Below are 23,747 nucleotides of genomic sequence, written 5' to 3' on the forward strand. Positions count from 1 at the left end.
GTCCTACGGGGTTCGGGCCCTCGCCCACTCCGTCAGTGCCCGGCGGTCGGTCTTGCCGTTGGCGGTGACCGGGAGGGCGCCGATCGACTCCACTTGCCGGGGGACCATGTACGCGGGCAGCGTCTGCTTGCAGAACGCGCCGAGCGCCTTGCCGTCGAGGGCGTCCGCGCCGGGTTCCGGCACGACGAAGGCGCCCAGTTCGGGGCTGTCCCCCTCCTTCGGCAGCGCCACTGCGGCCGCGGCGGCGACGCCGGGGTACTCCAGCAGGCGGCGTTCGATCTCGCCGAGTTCGACCCGGTTCCCGCGGATCTTGACCTGGAGGTCGGCCCGGCCGACGAAGTACAGCTCGCCGTTCTCGCCGTACTGGGCGAGGTCCCGCGAGCGGTACACCACCTGCCCGGAGCGCGGGTCGAGCGGGTCGGGCACCAGGGCCCGCCGGGTCGCCTCCGGGTCGTCCCAGTAGCCGGTGAACAGCGACGGCCCGCGCAGATGGATCTCCCCCGTCACGCCGGCCGCGTCGACCGGACTGCCGTCCTCGTCGATCAGCAGCATCTCGGCGCCGGGGTAGGCGTATCCGATGGAGAGCCGGTCCTGGTCGGGCGGGAGCGGGTTCGGCACGTCGGTCAGGGAGAACGCCATGGTCTCGGTCGGCCCGAAGCAGTTGACGACGCGTGCCCGGGGCAGCAGCGACTGCAGCCGGCGCAGCTCCGGAAGAGGGAACGCCTCGCCGGAGAACAGCACCCCGCGCACCTGGTCGGCGAGCGCGCCGATCCCCTCGCTCTCGTGCCGCAGCGCCGAACGCCAGATGGACGGCACCCCGTTGACCTGGGTGGCGCCGGTTTCCCGGAGGAACCGCAGCAGTCGGCGCGGCCAGTTGAGCAGTTCGCGCGGCACGGGGAGCAGGGTGGCGCCGCTGCCGAGGGCGAGGCCGATGTCCAGCAGCGAGAAGTCGAACTGCAGCGGCGAGGTCGTGGCCACCCGGTCCTCGGGGCCGACGATGCCGTGCTGGAGCATGCCCCGGTAGAAGGAGAGGACGCCGCGGTGACTCATCACCACGCCCTTGGGACGGCCCGTGGTGCCGGAGGTGAAGATGATGTACGCCGCGTCGGTGCCGACCGCCTCGCGCCGGCGCCGGGTGCGGGGCAGCGGCGGGCGCTCCACGATCACCCCGTCCGGGCCGAACCGTGCGGTGCCCACCTGCTCCGGGATGCCGTCGCGGCGTCCTTCGCGGGTCTGGAGGTGCAGTGCGGGCTCCGCGGCCTCGATGATCGACGCCAGGCGCGGCGCCGGCACCTCGGGGCCGACCGGGATGAAGGTCAGCCCCAGTGAGGAGCAGGCCAGCAGCATGGCCACGGCCGACGCCGAGTTGTCCGTCTCCAGGACGACCCGGTCGCCAATGTCGAGGCCGAGCTTGTCCAGGGCGAGGGCGTAGTCCTGCGTCCGCTGTTCGAGTCGGCGGTAGGTCAGCAGGACCGGGGCGCCGTCCGTGGCGTCGTCGAGGATCGCCGGCCGGTCGGGGGCGAACCGGGCCTCGGCCAGCATGAATTCATGGATCCGCTGGGCCGCGCCGCGCTCGGCGTCGGCGGCCGCTCTGTTCGGGGTCACCGGAATCCCTCCCTCTCTCTTGCTCGGTGGCTGTGTCCGCCTCATGCGTCCCGCCGCCCGGTCGCGGCCCGCGACAGTCGCGCCAGCCACTCGTCGATGGCCTGCGCGGTGGTCGGGGCGTCCTGTTCGGCGATGGTGAAGTGGGTGCCGGGCACCGTGCGCACGGCGTCGGCGGCGTCCCAGGTCGCCTGCCAGTCCGTCGCCCGGGGCGCGGGCGGTGCCGTGGACTTCGCGTCCGCGGCGGATTCTCGGTCCGACAAGGGTTCCCGGGTCGTGGCGGGTTCCGGGGTCGTGGCGGGTTCCGGTCCCGTCGTGGGTTCCCTTCCCGACGTGGTTTCCGCGTCCGTCGCGAAGGGGTCGCCCGCCTGGACGAACAGCAGCGGGGTGTCGATGCTCTCCTGCCGGAACTGCGGCAGGAGTTCGGCGTAGCGGCCCATGGCGGTGAGTTCCGCACTGCTGAACTCACCGAGGACGGCCGCTCGTTCCTCGACCGCGTACGCCATCCGGTCGAAGATCGCCTCGTTGATGCCGTGGCCCACCCGATAGGTGTCGGCCATGATGAGCGCCACCGGCCGAACGTCGTGCTCCCGTTCGAGGCGGGCGACGGTCGCGTGGGCGAGCAGGCCTCCGGATGAGAAGCCGTACAGGACGAACGGCTGTCCGCCGGCCGCCGCCAGCACGCTGTCGGTCAGTACGCGCACGGCCGCGTCCCAGGTGGCGGGCAGGCTCTCGTCCCGGCCGAAGCCCGGGGTGGGCAGCGCGACGACGGGCAGGGAGAGGCGGGCCGCGAGGCGGGCGTGCTGGTGCACTCCGCCGGCCACGGTCGGCGTGCTCAGGCAGATCAGCCGGGGCCGCTCGGGCCCGTCCGCGGGCTGCGGGCGGGCCGGGAAGGCCACCGGAGCCGGCAGGGCGGGCAGATCGGCGGTGCTCCCGAAGGTGGGCCGCAGGGCGGCGACGGCCTGGAGCATCGCCATGCCCTGCCGTGCGTTGCCTCTCAGGATCGCGCCGAGGAACAGGTCGTACAGGGTCTCCTCGCGCCGTCCGGCGACCGGTGAGGCGCCGGGTCGGCCGGGAGTCCGTCCCACGGGATCCGCGGTGCCCGCCGGGGCGGTGAGACGGGCGTGCAGGCGCTGGGCGAGTTCGGCCGGGTTCTTGCTGTCGAGGACCGCCATGGCCGAGAGGTTCAGCCCGGTCGCGGTGTTGAGCAGGTTGCGCAGCTCCACCGCGGTCAGCGAGTCGAAGCCGGCTTCCAGGAAGCCGCTCTCGGGGTCGACGGCGGACGCGTCGGCGTGCCCGAGCACCTGGGCGGCGCAGCCGAGCACGGTGTCCAGGACCAGCCGGGCGGCCTCGTCGTCGCCGAGCCCGGTGAGCCGGTCGCGCAGTGCGCCGCCGTCCGGCACGGGCCCGGCCGCCGCGGCCCGTCGGCGGGCCGTGGGAGCCAGTCCGCGCAGCAGGGCCGGGACCTCGTCGGTCCTGGTGCGCAGGGCGGCCGTGTCCACCCGCAGGGGCGCCAGTGCGGCCCGCCCCGTTGCCGGGGCCGCGTCGAAGAGCCACAGCGCCTCCGCCAGGGGCATCGCCGGTGTGCCCGAGCGGCGCATGCGCTGCCGGTCGGCCTCGGTCAGCCACTGGCTGAGGCCCGTGTCCACGTCCCACAGCCCGTACGCCAGCGCGGTCGCCGGGAGCCCTTCGGCCCGGCGGCGCTGGGCCAGCCCGTCGAGGAACACGTTGGCCGCCGCGTAACTGCCCTGTCCGGCGGCCATGACCAGACCGCCGGCGGAGGACAGCAGCACGAACGCCGACAGGTCCAGGTCCCGGGTCAGCTCGTGCAGATGCCAGGCCGCGTCCGCCTTCGGCGCCAGCACCCCGTCGAAGCGTTCGAGGGTGAGCGCGCCGACCAGCCCGTTGTCGGCCACGCCGGCCGCGTGCACCACCGCGCGCAGCGGATGCTCCGCGGGGATGTCCGCCAGCAGCCGTGCCAGGGCGTCCCGGTCCGCCACGTCGCAGGCGGCCACGACCGCCCGGGCGCCGAGCCGCGCCAGCTCGGCCGTCAGCTCGGCGGCGCCGGGCGCCTGCGGGCCACGACGGCTGGTGAGCAGCAGTTGCCGGACCCCGTGCTCGGCCACCAGATGCCGGGCCAGCAGCGCGCCGAGCCCTCCGGTGCCGCCGGTGATCAGCACTGTGCCGTCGGGGTCCCACACGGGGGCCCGGTCGTCCGCGACCGGCACCCGCGCCAGCCGGGGCACGAGCACTCGCCCGTCCCGGACGGCCGCCTCGGGCTCACCGGACGCGAGTGCCGCCGCGAGGCCGGACCAGGGGCCCGGCCGGGCGCCGGCCGCGCGCTCCTCCCGGCCTCGCGGGTCCTCCGGGCCCTCCGAGCCCTCCGAGCCCTCCAGGCCTTCCGGGCCCTCCAGGTCCACGAGCGCGAACCGGCCCGGGTTCTCCGCCCGAGCCGCGCGCACCAGTCCCCACACCGGGGCCTGCCGCACGTCGACCGGGTCGCCGTCGGCCGTGGCCACCGCGCCCCGCGTCGCCACGACCAGCCGCGACGCGGCGAACCGCTCGTCGGCCGCCCACGCCCGCACCGGCTCGAGTACGGACCGGACCGCCGCGCGGACCCCGTCGGGAACGTGCTCCCCGTCGGCGGCGGGCACCAGGAGGACCACCGCCTCGGGCACGGTCCCACCGGACTCGGCCAGGGCGTCCAGATCGGTGAACCGCGTGATGCCCGGGGGGAGTTGTGCCGCGTCGCCGATCACTGCCCAGCTCGGCGCCACCGTCGCGGTCCGCCCGGTTTCCGCTGCCGGGCGCCATTCGACGCCCAGCAGGGAGTCGCCGTAGCCGCTTGCCGCTCCCCCGAGTTGTTCCGTGGTCACCGGGCGCAGCACCAGCGCGGCCACCGAGGCGACCGGGGCGCCGCCGGAGTCGGCGAGGTCCAGGCGTACGGCGTCCTTCCGTCCCTCGGCGGGAGAGAGCCGTACGCGCAGCGAGGTCGCGCCGGCCGCGTGCAGGGTGACGCCGTTCCAGGAGAACGGCACGAGGGTTTGCGCCGCCTCGTTGGCGTCCGTGACGGGGCCGCCGAGCCCCAGGGCGTGCAGGGCGGCGTCGAGGAGAGCGGGGTGGATCCCGTACCGTGCCGCGTCGGTGTGCGCCCGCTCGGGCAGGGTCACCTCGGCGAACAGCTCCTCGCCGCGTCGCCAGGCCGACGTGAGCCCCTGGAAGACCGGCCCGTAGCCGAAGCCGTGCTCGCGCATCACGTCGTAGACGCCGCCCGTGTCGAGTTCGGCGGCGTCCGCCGGGGGCCAGTGCGCGAGGCCGTCCGCGGGTGCCGGGGCGCCCGTGGACAGCGTTCCGTCCGCGTGGCAGGTCCACGGGGCGCCGGGCTCGCCCTCGGCGCGGGAGTGGACGCGCACGCGTCGTCGGCCGTGGTCGTCCGGTGCCCCGAGGACGGTCTGCAGGCAGACGCCGCCGTCCTCGGTGAGCGTCAGCGGCGCCTGGAGCGTGAGCTCGTCCAGCGTGTCGCAGCCGACGTGGTCGCCGGCGCGGACCGCCAGTTCCACGAAGCCCGTGCCCGGCAGCAGGACGCTGCCCAGCACCTGGTGGTCGGCGATCCAGGTCTGCCCGGACAGCGACAGCCGGGCGGTGAAGGTGACGGCGCCCGAGTCGGGCTCGGGGACCGCCGCCGCGAGCAGGGGGTGGTCCAGCGCGAGCTGGCCGACGGAGGAGGCGTCGGACGCCGTCCGCTCCGACTCGACCCAGTACCGATCCCGCTGGAAGGCGTACGTCGGCAGGTCCGTGCGGCGGGCGCCCGAGCCGGCGAAGAACGCCCGCCAGTCCACCGCCGCGCCGGACGTGTGCAGCCGGGCCAGGGCGGCGACCAGCGTCGCGGGCTCGGGGTGGCCACGGCGGGCCGCCGCGACCAGCACCGCCCGCTCGTCGGCGACCGACTGGCCGGCGAGCGCCACGGCCGCCCGGTCGGGCCCCAACTCCAGGAATCGGACGGCTCCTTGCTCCTCCAGGCACCGCACCGCGTCGGCGAACCGCACCGGCTCGCGCACCTGCCGCACCCAGTACTCGGGGTCGGTCAGCTCCTCGGCGATCCCGCCGGTCACCGTGGACACGACGGGTGTGCGCGGTCGCTCGTACGACAGCCTGGCCGCCGTCTCCCGGAAGCCGGCCAGCATCGGTTCCATGAGCGGTGAGTGGAAGGCGTGCGACACCCGCAGCCAGGACGTCAGGCGCCCCTCGGCCTCGAAGCGCGCCGCCAGTTCGACGACGTCGTCCTCCGGCCCGGAGATCACCACCGCCCGCGGCCCGTTGACCGCGGCGATGCCGACCCGGTCGGTGAGCCAAGGCCGTATCTCGTCCTCGGTCGCCTGCACCGCCACCATGGCGCCGCCGGCGGGCAGCGCCTGCATCGACCGGGCGCGGGCCGCGACGAGTTCGGCGGCGTCGGGCAGGGACAGCACGCCGGCGACGTGGGCGGCGGCGAGCTCGCCGACCGAATGACCGGCCAGGAGGTCAGGCCGCACCCCCCACGACTCCACCAGCCGGAACAACGCCACTCCGTGGGCGAACAGCGCGGGCTGCGCGAACCCCGTCCGGTTCAGCGCCTCCTGGTCCTCTCCCCACATCACGTCCCGCAGCGGCTGCCCCAGATGGGCGTCCAGCTCCCCGACCACGGCGTCGAAGGCCTCCGCGAACACCGGGAACGCCTCGTACAACTCCCGTCCCATGCCGACCCGTTGCGCCCCCTGTCCCGGGAAGAGGAAGGCGGTGCGGCCGGCGCGGCGGGCCGCACCGAGGATGACGCCCGGGTCGGACGCGCCCTCGGCGAGGGCGGTCAGTCCGCGGCGCAGGTCTTCCGGTCCGGTGCCGGTGATCGCGGCCCGGTGCGGGAGGGCGACACGCGAAGTGGCCAGCGAGTAGGCCAGGTTCAGGGGGGTGGGCGGCGCGCTGTGGTCGGCGCGGCTGCCGGGTCCGGTGGGCTCGGCCTCCTCGGCGTCTTCGGTGTGCTGGGTGTGATCGGTGGTGAACCGGAGGAGTTTGCGGGCCTGGGCGGCGAGCGCGGCGGGGGTGCGGGCGGACAGTATCCAAGGGAGCACCGGCAGGGGCGCCGTCTGCTGCGGCGCTTCACCGGCCGGTTCGACAGCCGGGGCGTCGGCCGCCGGGGCGGCCTCGATGATGACGTGGGCGTTGGTGCCGCTCAGCCCGAAGGAGGAGACCGCGGCGCGTCGGGGGCCGGTCCCGGCCGGCCACGGGCGCGCCTCGGTGAGCAGGGCGATGTTGCCCTCGGTCCAGTCGACGTGCGGGCTCGGCTCGTCGATGTGCAGGGTCGGCGGCAGCGTGCCGTGCCGCATGGCCATCACCATTTTGATGATGCCCGCCGCACCGGCGGCCGCCTGCGTGTGCCCGATGTTGGACTTGATCGAGCCGAGCCACAGCGGCCGGTCCTCCGGCCTCTCCCGGCCGTACGTCGCGAGCAGTGCCTGTGCCTCGATCGGGTCGCCGAGCCGCGTGCCCGTACCGTGCGCCTCCACGGCGTCCACCTCGGCGGCGGACAGGCCCGCGTTGGCGAGGGCCTGCCGGATCACGCGCTGCTGGGCCGGCCCGTTGGGGGCGGTGAACCCGTTGGACGCGCCGTCGGAGTTGACCGCCGAGCCGCGGATCACCGCGAGGACGGGGTGACCGTGGCGCCGGGCGTCGGAGAGGCGCTCCAGCAGCAGCACGCCCGCGCCTTCCGCCCATCCGGTGCCGTCCGCGGCCCCGGCGAAGGACTTGCAGCGCCCGTCGGGGGCGAGGCCCCGCTGTTCGCTGAAGTAGATCAGCGTCTGCGGGGTGGCCATGACGGTCACACCGCCGGCGAGCGCCAGGGAGCACTCGCCCGAGCGCAGTGCCTGCGCCGCGAGGTGCAGGGACACCAGGGAGGAGGAGCAGGCCGTGTCCACGGTCATCGCCGGACCCTGAAGGCCCAGGGTGTAGGCGACGCGGCCGGAGACGACGCTGCCCGCGTTGTCGCCACCGTAGTCGTGGTACATCACGCCGGCGTACACGCCGGTCGAACTGCCCTTCAGCGTCGCCGGGTCGATCCCGGCCCGCTCCAGGGCCTCCCAGGAGGTCTCCAGCAGGAGCCGCTGCTGCGGGTCCATGCCGAGCGCCTCACGCGGCGAGATGCCGAAGAAGCCGGCGTCGAACTCGGCGGCGTCGTGCAGGAAACCGCCGGACCGGGTGTACGTCCTGCCGGGCTTGCCGACCTCCGGGTCGTAGACGTTCTCGTCCCAGCCGCGGTCGAGGGGGAAACCGGAGACGGCGTCGGCCTGCTCCGCCACCAGCCGCCACAGGTCCTCCGGTGTGGCCACCCCGCCCGGGTAACGGCAGGCCATGGCGACGATCGCGATCGGATCGTCCCGATCCGCCGGATCGGCGGCGCCGGTCCGCGCCGCGCCGGGCTGTCGCCGCTCGTCACGTTCCGAGAGCTCGTCGAGCAGATGCCGCGCCAGCACGGCAGGGGTCGGGTGGTCGAAGACCAGGGTGGCGGGCAGCCGGACGCCGGCGGCCCGGCCGAGGGCGTTGCGGAACTCCACCGCGGTGAGCGAGTCGAAGCCCAACTCGCTGAAGGCCCGGTCCGGTTCGATGGTGTCGCCCGAGGCGTGGCCCAGCACGCCGGCGGCGTACCCGCGGACCAGGTCCAGCAGCAGGGCCTCGCGCTCCTCGACGGCGAGACCCGTCAGCCGGCTTTCCAGTGCCTGCCTTTCGGCTCCGAGTCCGGCTCCGATTGCGGTTCCGGTCCCGGCTCCGCTCACGGCTCCGTTATCGGCGTGTCCCGCCGGACGGGCTGGGGCGGTGGCTGTCCGACGTGTGAGCGGGCGTACGAGTGCCCGGAAGACGTGCGGCAGTGCCTCGCCCGCCTCGGCCAGGACCTTCGAATCGAGCACCATCGGCACCAGCAGGGCCGCGTCCGTCGCCGTGGCGGCGTCGAACAGGGCCAGGCCACGGTCGGCGTCGAGCGCGCCGACGCCGTTACGGCTCATGCGCCGGAGGTCGGCGTCGCCGAGCCCGTCGGCCATACCCGCCGTCCACAGTCCCCAGGCCAGCGACTGTCCCGGCAGGCCCTTCGCCCGCCGGTGGGCGGCGAGGGCGTCGAGGAAGGCGTTGGCCGCGGCGTAGTTGGCCTGGCCCGCGCCGCCGACGACGCCCGTGCCGGAGGAGAACAGCACGAAGGCGGCGAGGTCGAGGTCCGCGGTCAACTCGTGCAGGTTCAGCGCGGCGTCCACCTTGGGGCGCAGGACGCCGGACATCCGCTCCGGGGTGAGGGTGCCGAGGAGGCCGTCGTCCAGGACGCCGGCCAGGTGGATCACCGCGGTCAGCGGGCGGTCGGCGGGAATGCCGGCCAGCAGCCCGGCGAGTGCGTCGCGGTCGGACGCGTCGCAGGCCGCGAGGGTGACGCCGGCGCCGAGGGCGGTGAGTTCGTCGGACAGCTGCGCCGCGGCGGGGGCGGCGGGGCCTCGCCGGCCGGCCAGGAGCAGGTGGCGTGCGCCGTGCTCGGTGATCAGATGCCGGGCGAGGAGACGGCCGAGGGCGCCGGTGGCGCCGGTCAGCAGGATGGTGCCGGTGGAGAAGGGGGTGGTGGCGGGGGCGGTGGGAGTGGAGGTGGTGGGAGTGGCTGGAGTGGTGTTCGTGGTGGGGGCGGCGGTGGCGCCGGGGCTGGTGCGGGTGGGAGTCAGGGGGGTGCGGGTCAGACGGGGGGTGTGGGGTGTGTCGTCCCGGAGGGCCGCCTGGGGCTCGCCGGTGCCGAGTACCGTCGCGAGGCGGGCCTCGGTGACGGGTCCGTCCAGGTCTGCCATGACGAACCGGCCGGGGTGCTCCATCTGGGCCGCCCGCACCAGCCCCCAAACGGCGGCGCCGGCCAGGTCCGTCACGTCCTCGCCGGGCAGCACGGCCACCGCGCCGTGCGTGACGATCAACAGGGTCGAATCGCTGAAGCGCTCCTCGGTGAGCCAGGTCTGGAGAACGCCGAGCACGCTGTTGACCCGAGTGTGCACCGCTTCGGCCGTCGTGCCCGGTTCGGTCGTGAGGACGACGACGTCCGGGACCGGAGCCCGGGGGTCCAACGTGTCCCAGTCGGTCGCGGTGCGGGTGCGGGGTGCGGCCGGGGCCGCCGGGCTCGGTGCGGGCAGCCACTCGAAGGTGAAGAGATTCTCGTGGAAGTCGGCCCGTGCGAGGGCGAGTTGCTGCTCCGACGCCGGGCGGCTGACCACCGAGCCCACCGAGACGACCGGTCGGCCCATGGCGTCCGTGGCCTCCAGGCTGAGGCTCTCGGGGGTGGGCCGGGTGAGCCGGACGCGGACCGTCGTCGCTCCGGTGGCGTAGAGGCGGACCTGGTTCCAGACGAAGGGCAGGGCTGTCCGGTCGCCGCCGTCGAGGAGGGCGGGGTGGAGGGCGGCGTCGAGGAGGGCGGGGTGGAGGGTGAAGCGGGTGGCGTCGGGGTGGGTGTGGTCGGGGAGGGTGATGTTGGCGTAGAGGTCGTGGCCGTGTTGCCAGGCGGAGGTGAGGCCTTGGAAGGCGGGGCCGTAGTGGTAGCCGAGGCCGGCGAGGCGGTCGTAGGCGTGGGTGAGGTCGAGGGGGGTGGCGCCGGTGGGGGGCCAGGGGTCGGGGGCGGGGGCGGGGGTGGTGTGGGGGGTGGGTGGGGTGAGGGTGCCTTGTGCGTGGAGGGTCCAGGCGTCCTGCTCGTGGGTTTCGGGGCGGGAGTGGATGGTGACGCCGCGCCGTCCGGAGGTGTCGGGGGCGCCGACCAGGACCTGTACCTGGATGCCGCCGGTGGCGGGGAGGGTGAGGGGGGTTTGGAGGGCGAGTTCTTCCAGGGCGGGGCAGCCGAGGTGGCTGCCTGCGGTGACGGCGAGTTCGACGAAGGCGGTGCCGGGGAGCAGGACGGTGCCCAGGACGTCGTGGTCGGTGATCCAGGGGTGGGTGGTGGCGGACAGGCGGGCGGTGAAGGTGACGGTCTGTCCGTCCGGGGCGGGGACCGCGGCGGCCAGGACCGGGTGGTCCAGAGCCGTCTGGCCGGCGGCGGTGGCGTCGGTGTGGGGTGTCACGGGCGGAACCCAGTAGCGGCGGCGCTGGAAGGCGTAGGTCGGCAGGTCGATCCGCCGCGCACCGGTCCCGGTGAAGAACGCTTCCCAGTCGACTGCGGCGCCTGCGGTGTGCAGGTGGGCCAGGGCCGTCACGAGGGTTTCTGGTTCCGGACGGTTGCGGCGTGAGGCCGCCACGACAACCGCGTCTTCGGACTCGACGCTCTGCCGGGCCATCCCGCTAAGCACACCGTCGGGGCCGAGTTCGAGGAACTGCGTGACGCCTTCGGCCTCCAGGACGCGGACGGTGTCGGCGAAACGGACCGGTTCCCGGACCTGGCGCACCCAGTAACCGGGATCGGTCAGATCCTCGCCGAGAGCACCGCTCACCGTCGAGAGCACCGCTATCCCCGGCCGCCCGAAGGCAAGCCCGTCGGCCACCTCACGGAACTCGGCCAGCATCGGCTCCATCAACACCGAGTGGAACGCATGCGAGACAGCAAGCCGGGTCGTCCTGCGGCCCCGGGCCTCCAGTTCGGCGGTGACCAAGGTGACCGCGTCCTCAGACCCCGAAACCACCACCGCCTGCGGGCCGTTGACCGCTGCAATGCCGACACAGCCGGTGAGCAGCGGCCGTACCTCGTCCTCGGACGCCTGCACCGCCACCATCGCCCCACCCGCCGGCAACGCCTCCATCAACCGGCCCCGAGCAGCCACCAACCGCACCGCATCCGCCAGCGACAACACACCCGCCACATGCGCCGCAGCCACCTCACCGACCGAATGCCCCGCAACGAAGTCCGGCCGCACCCCCCACGACTCCACCAACCGGAACAACGCCACCTCAAACGCAAACAGAGCAGGCTGAGCGAAGCCGGTCCGCTCCAACAGCCCTCCGTCCTCGCCCCACACCACATCCCGCAACGGCCGGTCGAGAAGCACATCCAACTCGCCCGCCACCGCATCGAACGCCGCCGCGAACACCGGATAAGCCGCATACAACTCCCGGCCCATACCGAGCCGCTGCGCCCCCTGCCCCGTGAACAAGAACGCCGTAGAACCGGCCCGCCGGGTGTACCCCGTCATCACCGCCGGGGCGTTGCGGCCTTCCGCGACCGCCGTCAGGCCGCGCAGGAGAGCATCGCTGTCCGTGCCCACGAGGGCCGCCCGGTACTCGAACGCCGTCCGGGTCGTGGCCAGCGAGTACGCGAGGTCCAGGGCATCGTGTTCGGTCGCCGACGGGAGCAGTCGCTGTGCCTGCTCGGCCAGCGCGGCCCGGCTGCGGGCCGAGAGCACCCAGGGCAGAGCGGGTACGGGCCGTCGTCGGTCGGAGGCGGGCTCGTCCTGGTGCGGTGGTGCCTCCTCCACGATGACGTGCGCGTTCGTGCCACTGATGCCGAAGGCCGAGACCGCGGCGCGGCGGGGGTGGCCGTTCGGCGCCCACTCGCGGGCCTCGGTGAGCAGCCGGGCATTGCCCTCCGACCAGTCGACGTGCGGGGAGGGCGCGTCGACGTGGAGCGTCCTCGGCATGGTCCGGTTCCGGAACGCCTGGACGATCTTGATGACGCCGGCGACACCGGCGGCGGCCTGGGCGTGGCCGATGTTCGACTTGATGGAGCCCAGCCACACCGGGTCGTCCTGCGGGCGGTCCTGGCCGTACGTCGCCAGCAGGGCCTGCGCCTCGATCGGGTCGCCCAGCCGCGTGCCCGTACCGTGCGCCTCCACGAGGTCGACGTCGGCGGCGGCGAGGCGGGCGTTGGCCAGCGCCTGGCGGATCACCCGCTGCTGCGAGGGGCCGTTGGGCGCTGTCATCCCGTTGGAGGCGCCGTCCTGGTTGACGGCGGAGCCGCGGATGACCGCGAGCACGGGGTGGCCGTTGCGGCGGGCGTCGGACAGGCGCTCCAGCAGCAGTACGCCCGCACCCTCGGACCATGCGACGCCGTCGGCCGACGCGGCGAACGACTTCGACCGCCCGTCGGGCGCCAGGCCGAGCTGCCTGCTGAACTCCACGAACATGCCCGGCGTGCCCATCACCGCGACGCCGCCGGCCAGCGCCAGCGAGCACTCGCCCGACCGCAGGGCCTGCGCCGCCAGATGCAGCGACACCAACGACGACGAACACGCCGTGTCCACCGTCACCGAAGGGCCTTCGAGGCCGAGCACGTACGACGTGCGTCCCGACACGAGGCTGCCACCGGCACTGGCCGCCGCCTCGCCCAGCCCGTAGTCGTGGTACATCAACCCGGCGAACACGCCGGTGGAGCTGCCCTTCAGCGAGGCGGGAGTGATCCCGGCCCGCTCGATGGCCTCCCACGCCGTCTCCAGCAGGAGCCGCTGCTGAGGGTCCATCATCAGCGCGTCGTTGGGGCTGATGCCGAAGAAGTCGCTGTCGAAGTCCGCGGCGTCGTCGAGGAACCCGCCCCGGCGCGCGTACGTCTTGCCGGGCGTGCCCGGCTGCGGGTCGTAGACGTCGTCGTCCCAGCCGCGGTCGCCCGGGAACTCGGAGATCGCGTCGACGCCCTCGGCGACCAGCCGCCACAGTTCCTCCGGCGACGACACGCCCCCGGGGTAGCGGCAGGCCATGCCGATGACCGCCACCGGATCGTCGTCGCGGCCGGCCGCCTCGACCGTCCGGACTATGGCCGAGCCGGCGACGGCGGCCGCCGCGCCGGTCAGCGAGGCGCCGAGGTGGTCGGCCACGGCGCGGGCCGTCGGGTAGTCGAAGACCAGGGTGGCGGGAAGTCGTTGTCCGGTCGCCGCGCCCAGCTTGTTGCGCAGTTCCACCGCGGCCAGCGAGTCGAAGCCCAACTCCTGGAATGCACGGTCGGGTTCGACGGCGTCGGCCGAGGCATGCCCGAGCACCGCGGCCACCTGGCCGCGCACGAGGTCGAGCAGGACCCGGTCCCGTTCGGCCGCGTCCAGCCCGGCCAGCCGCTGTTGCAGTCCGTCGGCCGCCCCGCCGGCCGTGGCGCGTGCGCGCCGGCTGCCCGGCAGTCGTACGAGTCCACGCAGCAGGGCCGGGATCTCCTCGCCGCGTCCGCGCAGCACGGCCGGTTCGACGCGCAGCGGCACCAGGGCGGGGCGGCCCGAGCGCAGCGCGGCGTCGAAGAGTGCGAGTCCCTGTTCGGGCGGCAGCGCCGGCAGGCCCTGAGCCTCCATGCGCTCCGCGGCCAGGTCCGGTTCCCGGGTCATGCCGGTGTGCACGCCCCAGAGGCCGTACGCCATGGCCGTCGCCGGAAGCCCTTCGGCTCGGCGGTGCTGGGCGAGCGCGTCCAGGAAGACGTTGGCCGCCGCGTAGTTGGCCTGGCCGGCGGCGAGCACCAGGCCGCCGGCCGAGGAGAACATCACGAAGGCGGTCAGGTCGAGGTCCCGCGTCAGGTCGTGGAGATGCCACGCCGCGTCGGCCTTCGGCGCGAGGACGGCGTCCAGTCGCTCGGGGGTCAGAGTGCCGACCAGGCCGTTGTCGATGAGCCCCGCGATGTGCACGACACCGCGCAGAGGGTGGGGTGCGGGGATGCCGGCCAGCAGCTCGGCCAGGGCTTCCCCGTCGGTCACGTCGCAGGCGGCGACGGCGACCTGCGCGCCCAGACCGGTCAGCTCCGCGCTCAACTCGGCGGCCCCGGGGGCGTCCGGTCCGCGGCGGCTGGTCAACAGCAGGCGTCGTACGCCGTGGTCGGCGACCAGGTGGCGGGCCACAAGGGCGCCGAGACCGCCGGTTCCGCCGGTGATCAGGACGGTGCCCTCGGGGTCCCACGACTCGGGCGCCCGGGCGGCGGACGCGTCGACGCGCGCGAGCCTCGGCACGAACACCCGACCCTCACGCACCGCCGACTCGGGCTCGCCAAGGGCCAGTGCCGCGAGAGGGCCGTTCGGCTCGTCGGTGTCGACGAGCAGGAAACGGCCGGGGTTCTCGGCCTGTGCGGCGCGCACGAGGCCCCACACGGGGGCCTGCGTGATGTCCACCGGCGCGCCGTCCTCGGTGGCCACGGCCCCGTGCGTGACGACGGCGAGCGTCGCCTCCGCGAACCGCTCCCCGGCCAGCCATTCCTGTACGACGTCCAGCACACGGTGCGTGTGCGCCCGCACCACCGCCGGGACGTCACCCTCCATGGCGGCGCAGGTCAGGACCACGGTTCCGGTGACGGGTTCGCCGTCCGCGGGCAGGTCCTCCCAGGCCGTCCACTCCGGCTCGGCCCGGGCGTCGAGGGGCGACGGGGTCCAAGCGATGCGGAACAGGGAGTCCTTGCCCGGAGCGCTCAACTGCTGCGCGGACACCGGGCGTCCGACGACCGACCCGACCGACATCACCGGCCGGCCGGAAGCATCGGCCACCTCAAGTGTGAGGCTCTCCGACGTCGGCCTCGTCACCCGCACCCGCACCGCCGACGCACCCACCGCGTGCAACCGCACGTCGTTCCACACGAACGGCAGCACCGGCTCACCACCCTCGGTACCACCGACCAGAGCCACATGCATCGCCGCATCCAGCAACGCCGGATGAATCCCGAACCCCTCGACGGCGGACGCGTCCGGAAGCGCCACCTCGGCGAACAGTTCGTCACCACGCCGCCAAGCGGACTTCAGCCCCTGGAACGTCGGCCCGTACTCATACCCGACACCGGCAAGCCCCCCATACGCCCCCGCCAGATCAATCGCAGACGCATCCGCCGGCGGCCACGCGGACAACTCGAACTCCGGCTCCGAACCAGCCGGGGCCAGCACACCCTCCGCATGCAGCGTCCACACCCCGTCCGCCTGCTCCTCCGCACGCGCATGCACCGAGACCGTACGACGGCCCGAACCGTCCCCCGCACCCACCACGACCTGGACCCGCACACCCCCCGACCCGGACAGCACCAGCGGCGCCTGCAGCGCAAGCTCCTCCACAACCCCGCAACCGACCTGGTCCCCCACCCACGTCGCCAGCTCCACGAAACCCGCACCCGGCAACAACACACGGCCCAGCACCGCATGATCCGCAATCCACCCGTGCGAACCCAGCGACAACCGACCCGTGAACGTCACCCCGTCCGAATCCGGCGACGGCACCACCGCACCCAGCAACGGATGCCCAGCAGACACCAGACCCGCCGACGGGACACCGCCCACTTCGCCGCCCAGCCAGGAGTTCGCCAGGTACTGCTGGGTGTCGACCCAGTAGCGCTCGCGCTGGAAGGCGTAGGTGGGCAGCTCGACCCGACGGGCACCGGACCCGGTGAAGAACGCTTCCCAGTCGACTGCGACGCCTGCGGTGTGCAGGTGGGCCAGGGCCGTCACGAGGGTTTCTGGTTCCGGACGGTTGCGGCGCGAGGCCGCCACGACAACCGCGTCTTCGGACTCGACGCTCTGCCGGGCCATCCCGGCCAGGACACCGTCGGGGCCGAGTTCGAGAAACTGCGTCACGCCTTCGGCCTCCAGGACGCGGATGGTGTCGGCGAAACGGACCGGTTCCCGGACCTGGCGCACCCAGTAGCCGGGATCGGTCAGATCCTCGCCGAGAGCACCGCTCACCGTCGAGAGCACCGCTATCCGCGGCTGCGCATACGTCAGCCGACTCGCGACCTCACGGAACTCCGCGAGCATCGGCTCCATCAGCGACGAGTGGAACGCGTGGGACACCGCCAGGCGGGTCGTCTTCCGCCCCTCGGCCTCAAAACGAGCCGCGACCTCCGACACCGCGCTCTCCGCACCCGAGACCACCACCGCCTGCGGGCCGTTGACCGCTGCAATGCCGGCATCGCCGGTGAGCAGCGGCCGTACCTCGTCCTCGGACGCCTGCACCGCCACCATCGCCCCACCCGCCGGCAACGCCTCCATCAACCGGCCCCGAGCAGCCACCAACCGCACCGCATCCGCCAGCGACAACACACCCGCCACATGCGCCGCAGCCACCTCACCGACCGAATGCCCCGCAACGAAGTCCGGCCGCACCCCCCACGACTCCACCAACCGGAACAACGCCACCTCAAACGCAAACAACGCAGGCTGAGCGAAGCCGGTCCGCTCCAACAGCCCTCCGTCCTCGCCCCACACCACCTCGCGAAGAGGCCGGTCGAGAAGCGCATCCAACTCACCGACAACCGCGTCGAACGCCGCCGCGAACACCGGATAAGCCGCATACAGTTCCCGGCCCATACCGAGCCGCTGCGCCCCCTGCCCCGTGAACAGGAACGCCGTCCGCCCACCCCGACGCACCACCCCCGACACCACACCCGGCCCCGGCACACCAGCCGCCACACCACTCAGACCGTCCCGCAGAGCCTCAACACCCTCACCCACCACCACCGCACGATGCTCGAACCCAGCCCGGGACGTGGCCAGCGAATACGCCACATCCAGCACATCGCACCCACCAGCCACCGGCAGCAGCTTCTCCGCCTGCCCCGCCAACGCAGCCGCCGTCCGCCCCGACATCACCCACGGCACCACCGGCAACCCCACTCCAGCCACCGGCCTCTCCACCTCGCCGGACTCCGGAGCCTGCTCCACGATCACATGCGCATTCGTCCCGCTCAGCCCGAACGACGACACCCCCGCACGACGCGGCCGCCCCCGATCCGGCCACACCACCGCCTCTCGTAGCAGCTCGACGCGGCCCTCGGACCAGTCCACCCGCAAACTGGGCTCGCCCGCATGAAGCGACTGCGGCAATACCCCGTGCCGCATCGCCATCACCATCTTGATGACCCCCGCGACACCCGCAGCAGCCTGCGTGTGCCCCAGATTCGACTTCACCGACCCCAGCCACAACGGCTCGTCATGCGACCGGTCCTGGCCGTAGGTGGCGAGCAGGGCCTGTGCCTCGATCGGGTCTCCCAACCGGGTGCCGGTACCGTGCGCTTCCACCACATCGACATCCGCCGCCGACACGCCCGCATTCACCAACGCCTGCCGGATCACCCGGCGCTGCGCCGGACCGTTCGGCGCCGTCAGACCATTCGACGCACCATCCTGATTCACCGCCGACCCACGCACCACCGCCAGCACCGGATGCCCGTTCCGCCGCGCATCCGACAACCGCTCCAACAACAAGACCCCAGCACCCTCACCCCACCCCGTACCCCCAGCACCCGCAGCAAAGGAACGACACCGACCGTCCGCGGCAAGGCCCCGCTGGCGGCTGAACTCGACGAAGACTTCGGGCGTCGCCATGACCGCGACGCCGCCGGCCAGGGCCAGGGAGCACTCCCCCGACCGCAGCGCCTGCGCCGCCAGATGCAACGACACCAACGACGACGAACACGCGGTATCCACCGTCACCGACGGGCCTTCGAGACCGAAGACATAGGAGACGCGGCCGGAGGCGATGGCCCCGGTGCTGCTGTTGTTGGCGTAGTCGTGGTACATCACGCCGGCGAACACGCCGGTGGGGCTGCCCTTGAGCGTGGCCGGGTCGATGCCCGCGCGCTCGATGGCCTCCCAGGCGGTCTCCAGCAGCAGGTGCTGCTGGGGGTCCATGATGGCGGCCTCGTTGGGGCTGATGCCGAAGAACGCGGGGTCGAAGTCGCCGGCCTCGTGCAGGAAGCCGCCCTGCCGCGTGTAGGTGGTGTACGGGCGCTCGCCGGACGGGTCGTACAGGCGGTCGGTGTCCCAGCCGCGGTTCACCGGGAACTCGGAGATCGCGTCGACACCGTCGGCGACCAGGCGCCACAGGTCGTCCGGTGAGGACACGCCGCCGGGGTAGCGGCAGGCCATGCCGACGATCGCGATCGGATCGTCGGTGTTGACCCTGCTCACAGCGACCGGCGCGGTTGACTCGGGGGTTTGCGGCGCGTCGGTGCCGAAGAGTTCATCCAGCAGGTGCCGCGCCAGCACGGCCGGTGTGGGGTGGTCGAAGACGAGGGTGGCGGGCAGCCGTACGTCGGCGGCCTCGTTCAGCGCGTTGCGGAACTCGACCGCGCTCAGCGAGTCGAAGCCCAGTTCGCTGAAGGCGCGTTGCTCGTCCACCGCCTCGGGGCCGCCGTAGCCGAGCGTCAGTGCCACGTGGGCACGGACCAGTTCGAGGACCGCGGCGGCGCGTTCGTCCGTGGGCAGTGCGGAGAGCCTGCGTCGCAGGGCCGTCGCCGCGCCGGCCGGGGCGGCGGTGGCGGTGCGTCGTGTGCGTGCGCGGACCAGGCCCCGGAAGACCGGAGGCAGTTGGTCACCCGCCTCGCTCAGGGTCTTGAGGTCGAGCGCGATCGGCAGCACGGTGGCCGCGTCGACGGTCGTCGCGCTGTTCAGCAGCGCGAGGCCCTGCTCGTCGGTGAGGGCTCCGACTCCGCTGCGGTTCATGCGCTGCCGGTCGGCCTCGGTGAGGGTGTCGGCCATGCCTGCCGCCCACAGGCCCCATGCCAGGGACTGCGCGGGCAGCCCCGCGGAGCGGCGGTGTACGGCGAGGGCGTCGAGGAACGCGTTGGCTGCGCCGTAGTTGCCCTGGCCGGGTGCGCCGAGCACGCCGGTCGCGGAGGAGAACAGCACGAACGCGGCCAGGTCCCTGTCCGCGGTCAGCTCGTGCAGGTGCAGGGCGGCGTCCGCCTTGGGCCGCAGTACGGAACTGAGCCGCTCGGGCGTCAGGTCCGGGGTCATGGCGTCGTCCAGGACGCCGGCCAAGTGGACGACGCCGGTCAGCGGGACCCCGTCGAGCAGGGCGGCGAGGGCGTCCCGGTCGGTGACGTCACAGGCGGCGAGCGTGACCTGGGCGCCGAGCGCGGTCAGTTCGGCCACCAGATCGTCGGCACCGGGAGCCTCCGCGCCCCGTCTGCCGGCGAGCAGCAGGCTCCGTACGCCCTGGGCACTGACGAGGTGCCGGGAGACGAGCCGGCCCAGGGCACCGGTCGCCCCGGTGACCAGGACGGTGCCGTCGCCGAACCGGCCCCCGTCGCCCTGCCCGGCGTCCTCGGTGCGCGGGACACGCGCAAGGCGGGCCCCGTGCACGACTCCCCCGCGCACCACGGTCTGCGGCTCGCCGGACCCGACGACGGCCGTGACACCCGCCGGGTCCGCCGGCACCGCCAAGTCGCCTGCGGCATCCCAGGGTTCCAGGTCCGTGAGCACGAACCTGCCCGGGTTCTCGAGCTGGGCCGCGCGCACCAGACCCCAGACGGCGGCTCCCGCGAGGTCCGTGACCGCCTCGCCGGGGAGGCCCACGGCCCCTCTGGTCGCGACGACGAGCGTGGAGGTGGCGTACCGGTCGTCGGCGAGCCAGTTCTGCACCACGGCCAGCGCGCGGTGAACGGCCGCGTGCACCGCCGCGGCGTCGGCGCCCGGCGCGCAGGGCAGGACGACGACGTCCGGGACCGCAGCGTCGGCCTCGGGCAGCGTGGCCCATTCCGCGACGGTCAGTGCGCCGCCCTCGGCCGGGGCGGGCACGGGCGTCCACTTCAGGGAGTACAACGAGTCGTGGAACCCTGCGTGCGCTGCGCCGAGTTGCTGCTGGGCCGCGGGACGCAGAACGAGGGAGTCCACCGACAGCACCGGCTGTCCGGCCCCGTCGGCGACGGTCAGGGCGATGCCGTTCCGACCGGTGGGCGCCAGGCGCACGCGCACGCTGCTCGCGCCGGCCGCGTGCAGCCGCACACCCGACCAGGCGAACGGCAGCACCGCACCGCCCGCGTCGTCGAACATGCCGGTGAACAGGGCCCCGTGGAGAGCCGCGTCGAGCAGCCCGGGGTGGATGCCGTAGCGGTCGGCGTTCCTCGCCTCCGACGGGGGCAGGGCGACCTCGGCGAACACCTCGTCGCCGGACCTCCATGCCGCCGTCAGGCTGCGGAAGACGGGCCCGTAGTGCAGCCCGGAGGCCGCGAAGTCGTCGTACAGGCGGTCGGTGTCGACGGGAACGGCGTCCGTCGGCGGCCAGGGGGCGAGGCCGGCGGGGAGGGCCGTGGGACTGGGGCTCAGTACGCCTTCGGCGTGCCGGGTCCATGGGATGTCCGGCTGGTCCTCGGCACGGGAGTGGACGGTGACGCCACGCCGCCCCGAGGCGTCGGGAGCGCCGACCACGACCTGGATCTGCACTCCGCCTCGCCGGGGGAGCGTCAGCGGGGCCCGGAGGGTCAGTTCGTCGAGGGTGCCGCAGCCGACCTGGTCGCCCGCGCGGATCGCCAGTTCGACGAAGGCCGTGCCGGGGAACAGGACCGAATCGCCGACCACGTGGTCCGCCAGCCACGGCTGGACGGCCGAGGAGAGCCGGCCGGTGAGCACCGCGCCGTCGGAGTCCGCGAGCATCACGGCGGCGCCGAGCAGGGGATGCCCGGCCTCGGCGAGCCCTGCGGCGGTCACGTCGCCGAGGCCGCCGCCGAGCAGGTTCTGCGGGGCGTCGACCCAGTAACGCTCCCGCTGGAAGGCGTACGTCGGCAGGTCCACGCGCCGTGCGCCGGTGCCGGCGAAGTACGCCTCCCAGTCGACCTTGACGCCGGTCACGTGCAGCTGGGCCAGTGCGGTGACGAGCGTCTCCGGTTCCGGCCGGTTACGGCGCGAGGCCGCCGTCAGGACCGTGCGGTCGTCGGTGACCGACTGCCGGGCCATGCCGGTCAGCACGCCGTCGGGGCCCACTTCCAGGAAACGGGTGACTCCTTCGGCCTCCAGGACGCGGACGGTGTCGGCGAAGCGGACCGGTTCCCGGACCTGGCGCACCCAGTAGCCGGGATCGGTCAGGTCCTCGCCGAGAGCACCGCTCACCGTCGAGAGCACCGCTATCCCCGGCTGCCCGAAGGCAAGCCCGTCGGCCACCTCGCGGAACTCGGCCAGCATCGGCTCCATCAACACCGAGTGGAACGCATGCGAGACAGCAAGCCGGGTCGTCCTGCGGCCCCGGGCCTCCAGTTCGGCGGTGACCAAGGTGACCGCATCCTCAGACCCCGAAACCACCACCGCCTGCGGGCCGTTGACCGCTGCAATGCTGGCATCGCCGGTGAGCAGCGGCCGTACCTCGTCCTCGGACGCCTGCACCGCCACCATCGCCCCACCCGCCGGCAACGCCTCCATCAACCGGCCCCGAGCAGCCACCAACCGCACCGCATCCGCCAGCGACAACACACCCGCCACATGCGCCGCAGCGATTTCGCCAACGGAATGCCCCGCAACGAAGTCCGGCCGCACCCCCCACGACTCCACCAACCGGAACAACGCCACCTCAAACGCAAACAGAGCAGGCTGAGCACACCCCGTCCCGTTCAGCAGCCCCTCGTCCTCGCCCCACACCACATCCCGCAACGGCCGGTCGAGAAGCACATCCAGCTCACCCGCCACCGCATCGAACGCCGCCGCGAACACCGGATAAGCCGCATACAACTCCCGCCCCATACCGAGCCGCTGCGCCCCCTGCCCCGTGAACAGGAAGGCGGTCGAGCCGGTGTTGGTCACGCCCCGGACGACGCCGGGGCGGGCTTCGTCGGCGGCGAGGGCGCTGAGGGCTGCGAGGCCAGTGTCGCGGGTGTCGGTGAGCACGACCGCCCGGTGTTCGAGCGCCGCGCGGGAGGTGGCGAGGGAGTGGGCGATGTCCAGGGGGGTGGCGGCGTCGGTCGTGAGGTGGTCGTGAAGGCGTGCCGCCTGGGCGCGCAGGGCCTGCGCGCCGCGTCCCGAGACGAGCCAGGGCAGCGGCGCTCGGGTGGCCTGCGCAACGGGGGCCGGTCGGCCGGCGACGGGTTCCGAGGCTTCCGTGGCGTCGGCCGGCGCCTGTTCCACGATGACGTGGACGTTGGTTCCGCTCAGGCCGAACGAAGAGACGCCGGCGCGGCGCGGGTGGTCGGTCTCGGGCCAGGGTGTGGCCTCGGTGAGGAGGCGCACGTGGCCGGCCGTCCAGTCGACATGGGTGGACGGCTCGTCGACGTGGAGGGTGCGCGGCAGCAGTCCGTGCCGCATCGCCATCACCATCTTGATGACACCGCCCACGCCGGCGGCGGCCTGGGCATGGCCGATGTTCGACTTGATCGAGCCGAGCCACAGGGGCCGGTCCTGGGGGCGGTCCTGTCCGTAGGCGGCCAGGACGGCCTGGGCCTCGATCGGGTCGCCGAGGGTGGTTCCGGTGCCGTGGCCCTCGACGGCGTCGATCTGGGCGGCGGGCACCCGGGCGTTGGCCAGGGCCTGGCGGATGACGCGTTGCTGGGCGCGGCCGTTGGGGGCGGTGAGGCCGTTGGAGGCGCCGTCCTGGTTGAACGCGCTGCCACGGACGAGGGCGAGCACGGGGTGCTGGTTGCGCTTGGCGTCGGAGAGCCGTTCGAGCAGCAGGACGCCGACGCCCTCCGACCAACCGGTGCCGTCGGCGGCTTCGGCGAAGGACTTGCAGCGGCCGTCGGGGGCGAGGCCCCGCTGCTTGCTGAAGGCGATGAAGGGGGAAGGGGTGGACATCACCATGACGCCGCCGGCGAGTGCCAGGGTGCACTCCTTCTGCCGCAGGGCCTGTACGGCGAGATGGAGGGCGACCAGCGACGAGGAGCAGGCGGTGTCGACGGTGACCGCGGGGCCTTCCAGACCGAGGGTGTAGGAGATGCGGCCGGAGATGACCGCTGCCGCGTTGCCGGTGGTCATGTACGTTTCGGCGATCTCGGGGACGGAGCCGAGGAGGTGCTCGTAGTCCTGGATGCCGGATCCGGCGAAGACGCCGACGGGGCCGCCGCGCAGGGACTCGGGGTCGATGCCCGCGCGTTCGAAGGCCTCCCAGGACGCCTCCAGCATCAGCCGCTGCTGCGGGTCGGTGACGAGTGCCTCGTTGGGGCTGATGCCGAAGAAGCCGGCGTCGAAGTCCCCGGCGTCGTGAACGAAGCCGCCTTCGTGGACGTAGCTCGTGCCGAGGTGCTCGCCGTCGGTCCCGCCGCCGAGCCGGTCGAGGTCCCAGCCGCGGTCGGCGGGGAACTCGGTGATGGCGTCGCGCCCTTCGGCCACCAACTCCCACAAGTCCTCGGGGGACGCGATCCCGCCGGGGTAGCGGCAGCTCATGGCCACAATGGCGATGGGCTCCTGCTCCTGGCCCTCGACCTCCTGGAGCCGGCGCCGGGTCTGGTGCAGGTCGGCGGTGACACGCTTGAGGTAGTCGAGGAGCTTGTCGTCGTTCGCCATCGTGAGGTCCACCGAGTCCTTTGGTTCGTCGGAGCCGTTCGCGCA

2 protein-coding genes are annotated in these 23,747 nt (G+C 73.6%); both read right to left on the reverse strand.

Features of this window, described 5'->3' with window-relative positions; genetic code table 11:
* Positions 1–3: 3 nt before the first annotated feature.
* Positions 4–1,605, reverse strand: a complete 1,602-nt coding sequence (locus ACZ6KF_RS09875; protein WP_469160002.1) for an amino acid adenylation domain-containing protein — start codon at positions 1,603–1,605, stop codon at positions 4–6.
* Positions 1,606–1,646: 41 nt separating this feature from the next.
* A complete protein-coding gene (locus ACZ6KF_RS09880; protein WP_469237975.1) occupies positions 1,647–23,702 on the reverse strand; it encodes an SDR family NAD(P)-dependent oxidoreductase in 22,056 nt (7,351 codons plus the stop codon).
* Positions 23,703–23,747 lie beyond the last annotated feature (45 nt).

This window comes from Streptomyces sp. NPDC046379 (assembly GCF_055587785.1).

Bases quoted from the DNA above. Each gene is read 5' to 3' on its own strand.
- ACZ6KF_RS09880 (WP_469237975.1), bottom strand. From the start codon at position 23,702: ATGGCGAACGACGACAAGCTCCTCGACTACCTCAAGCGTGTCACCGCC.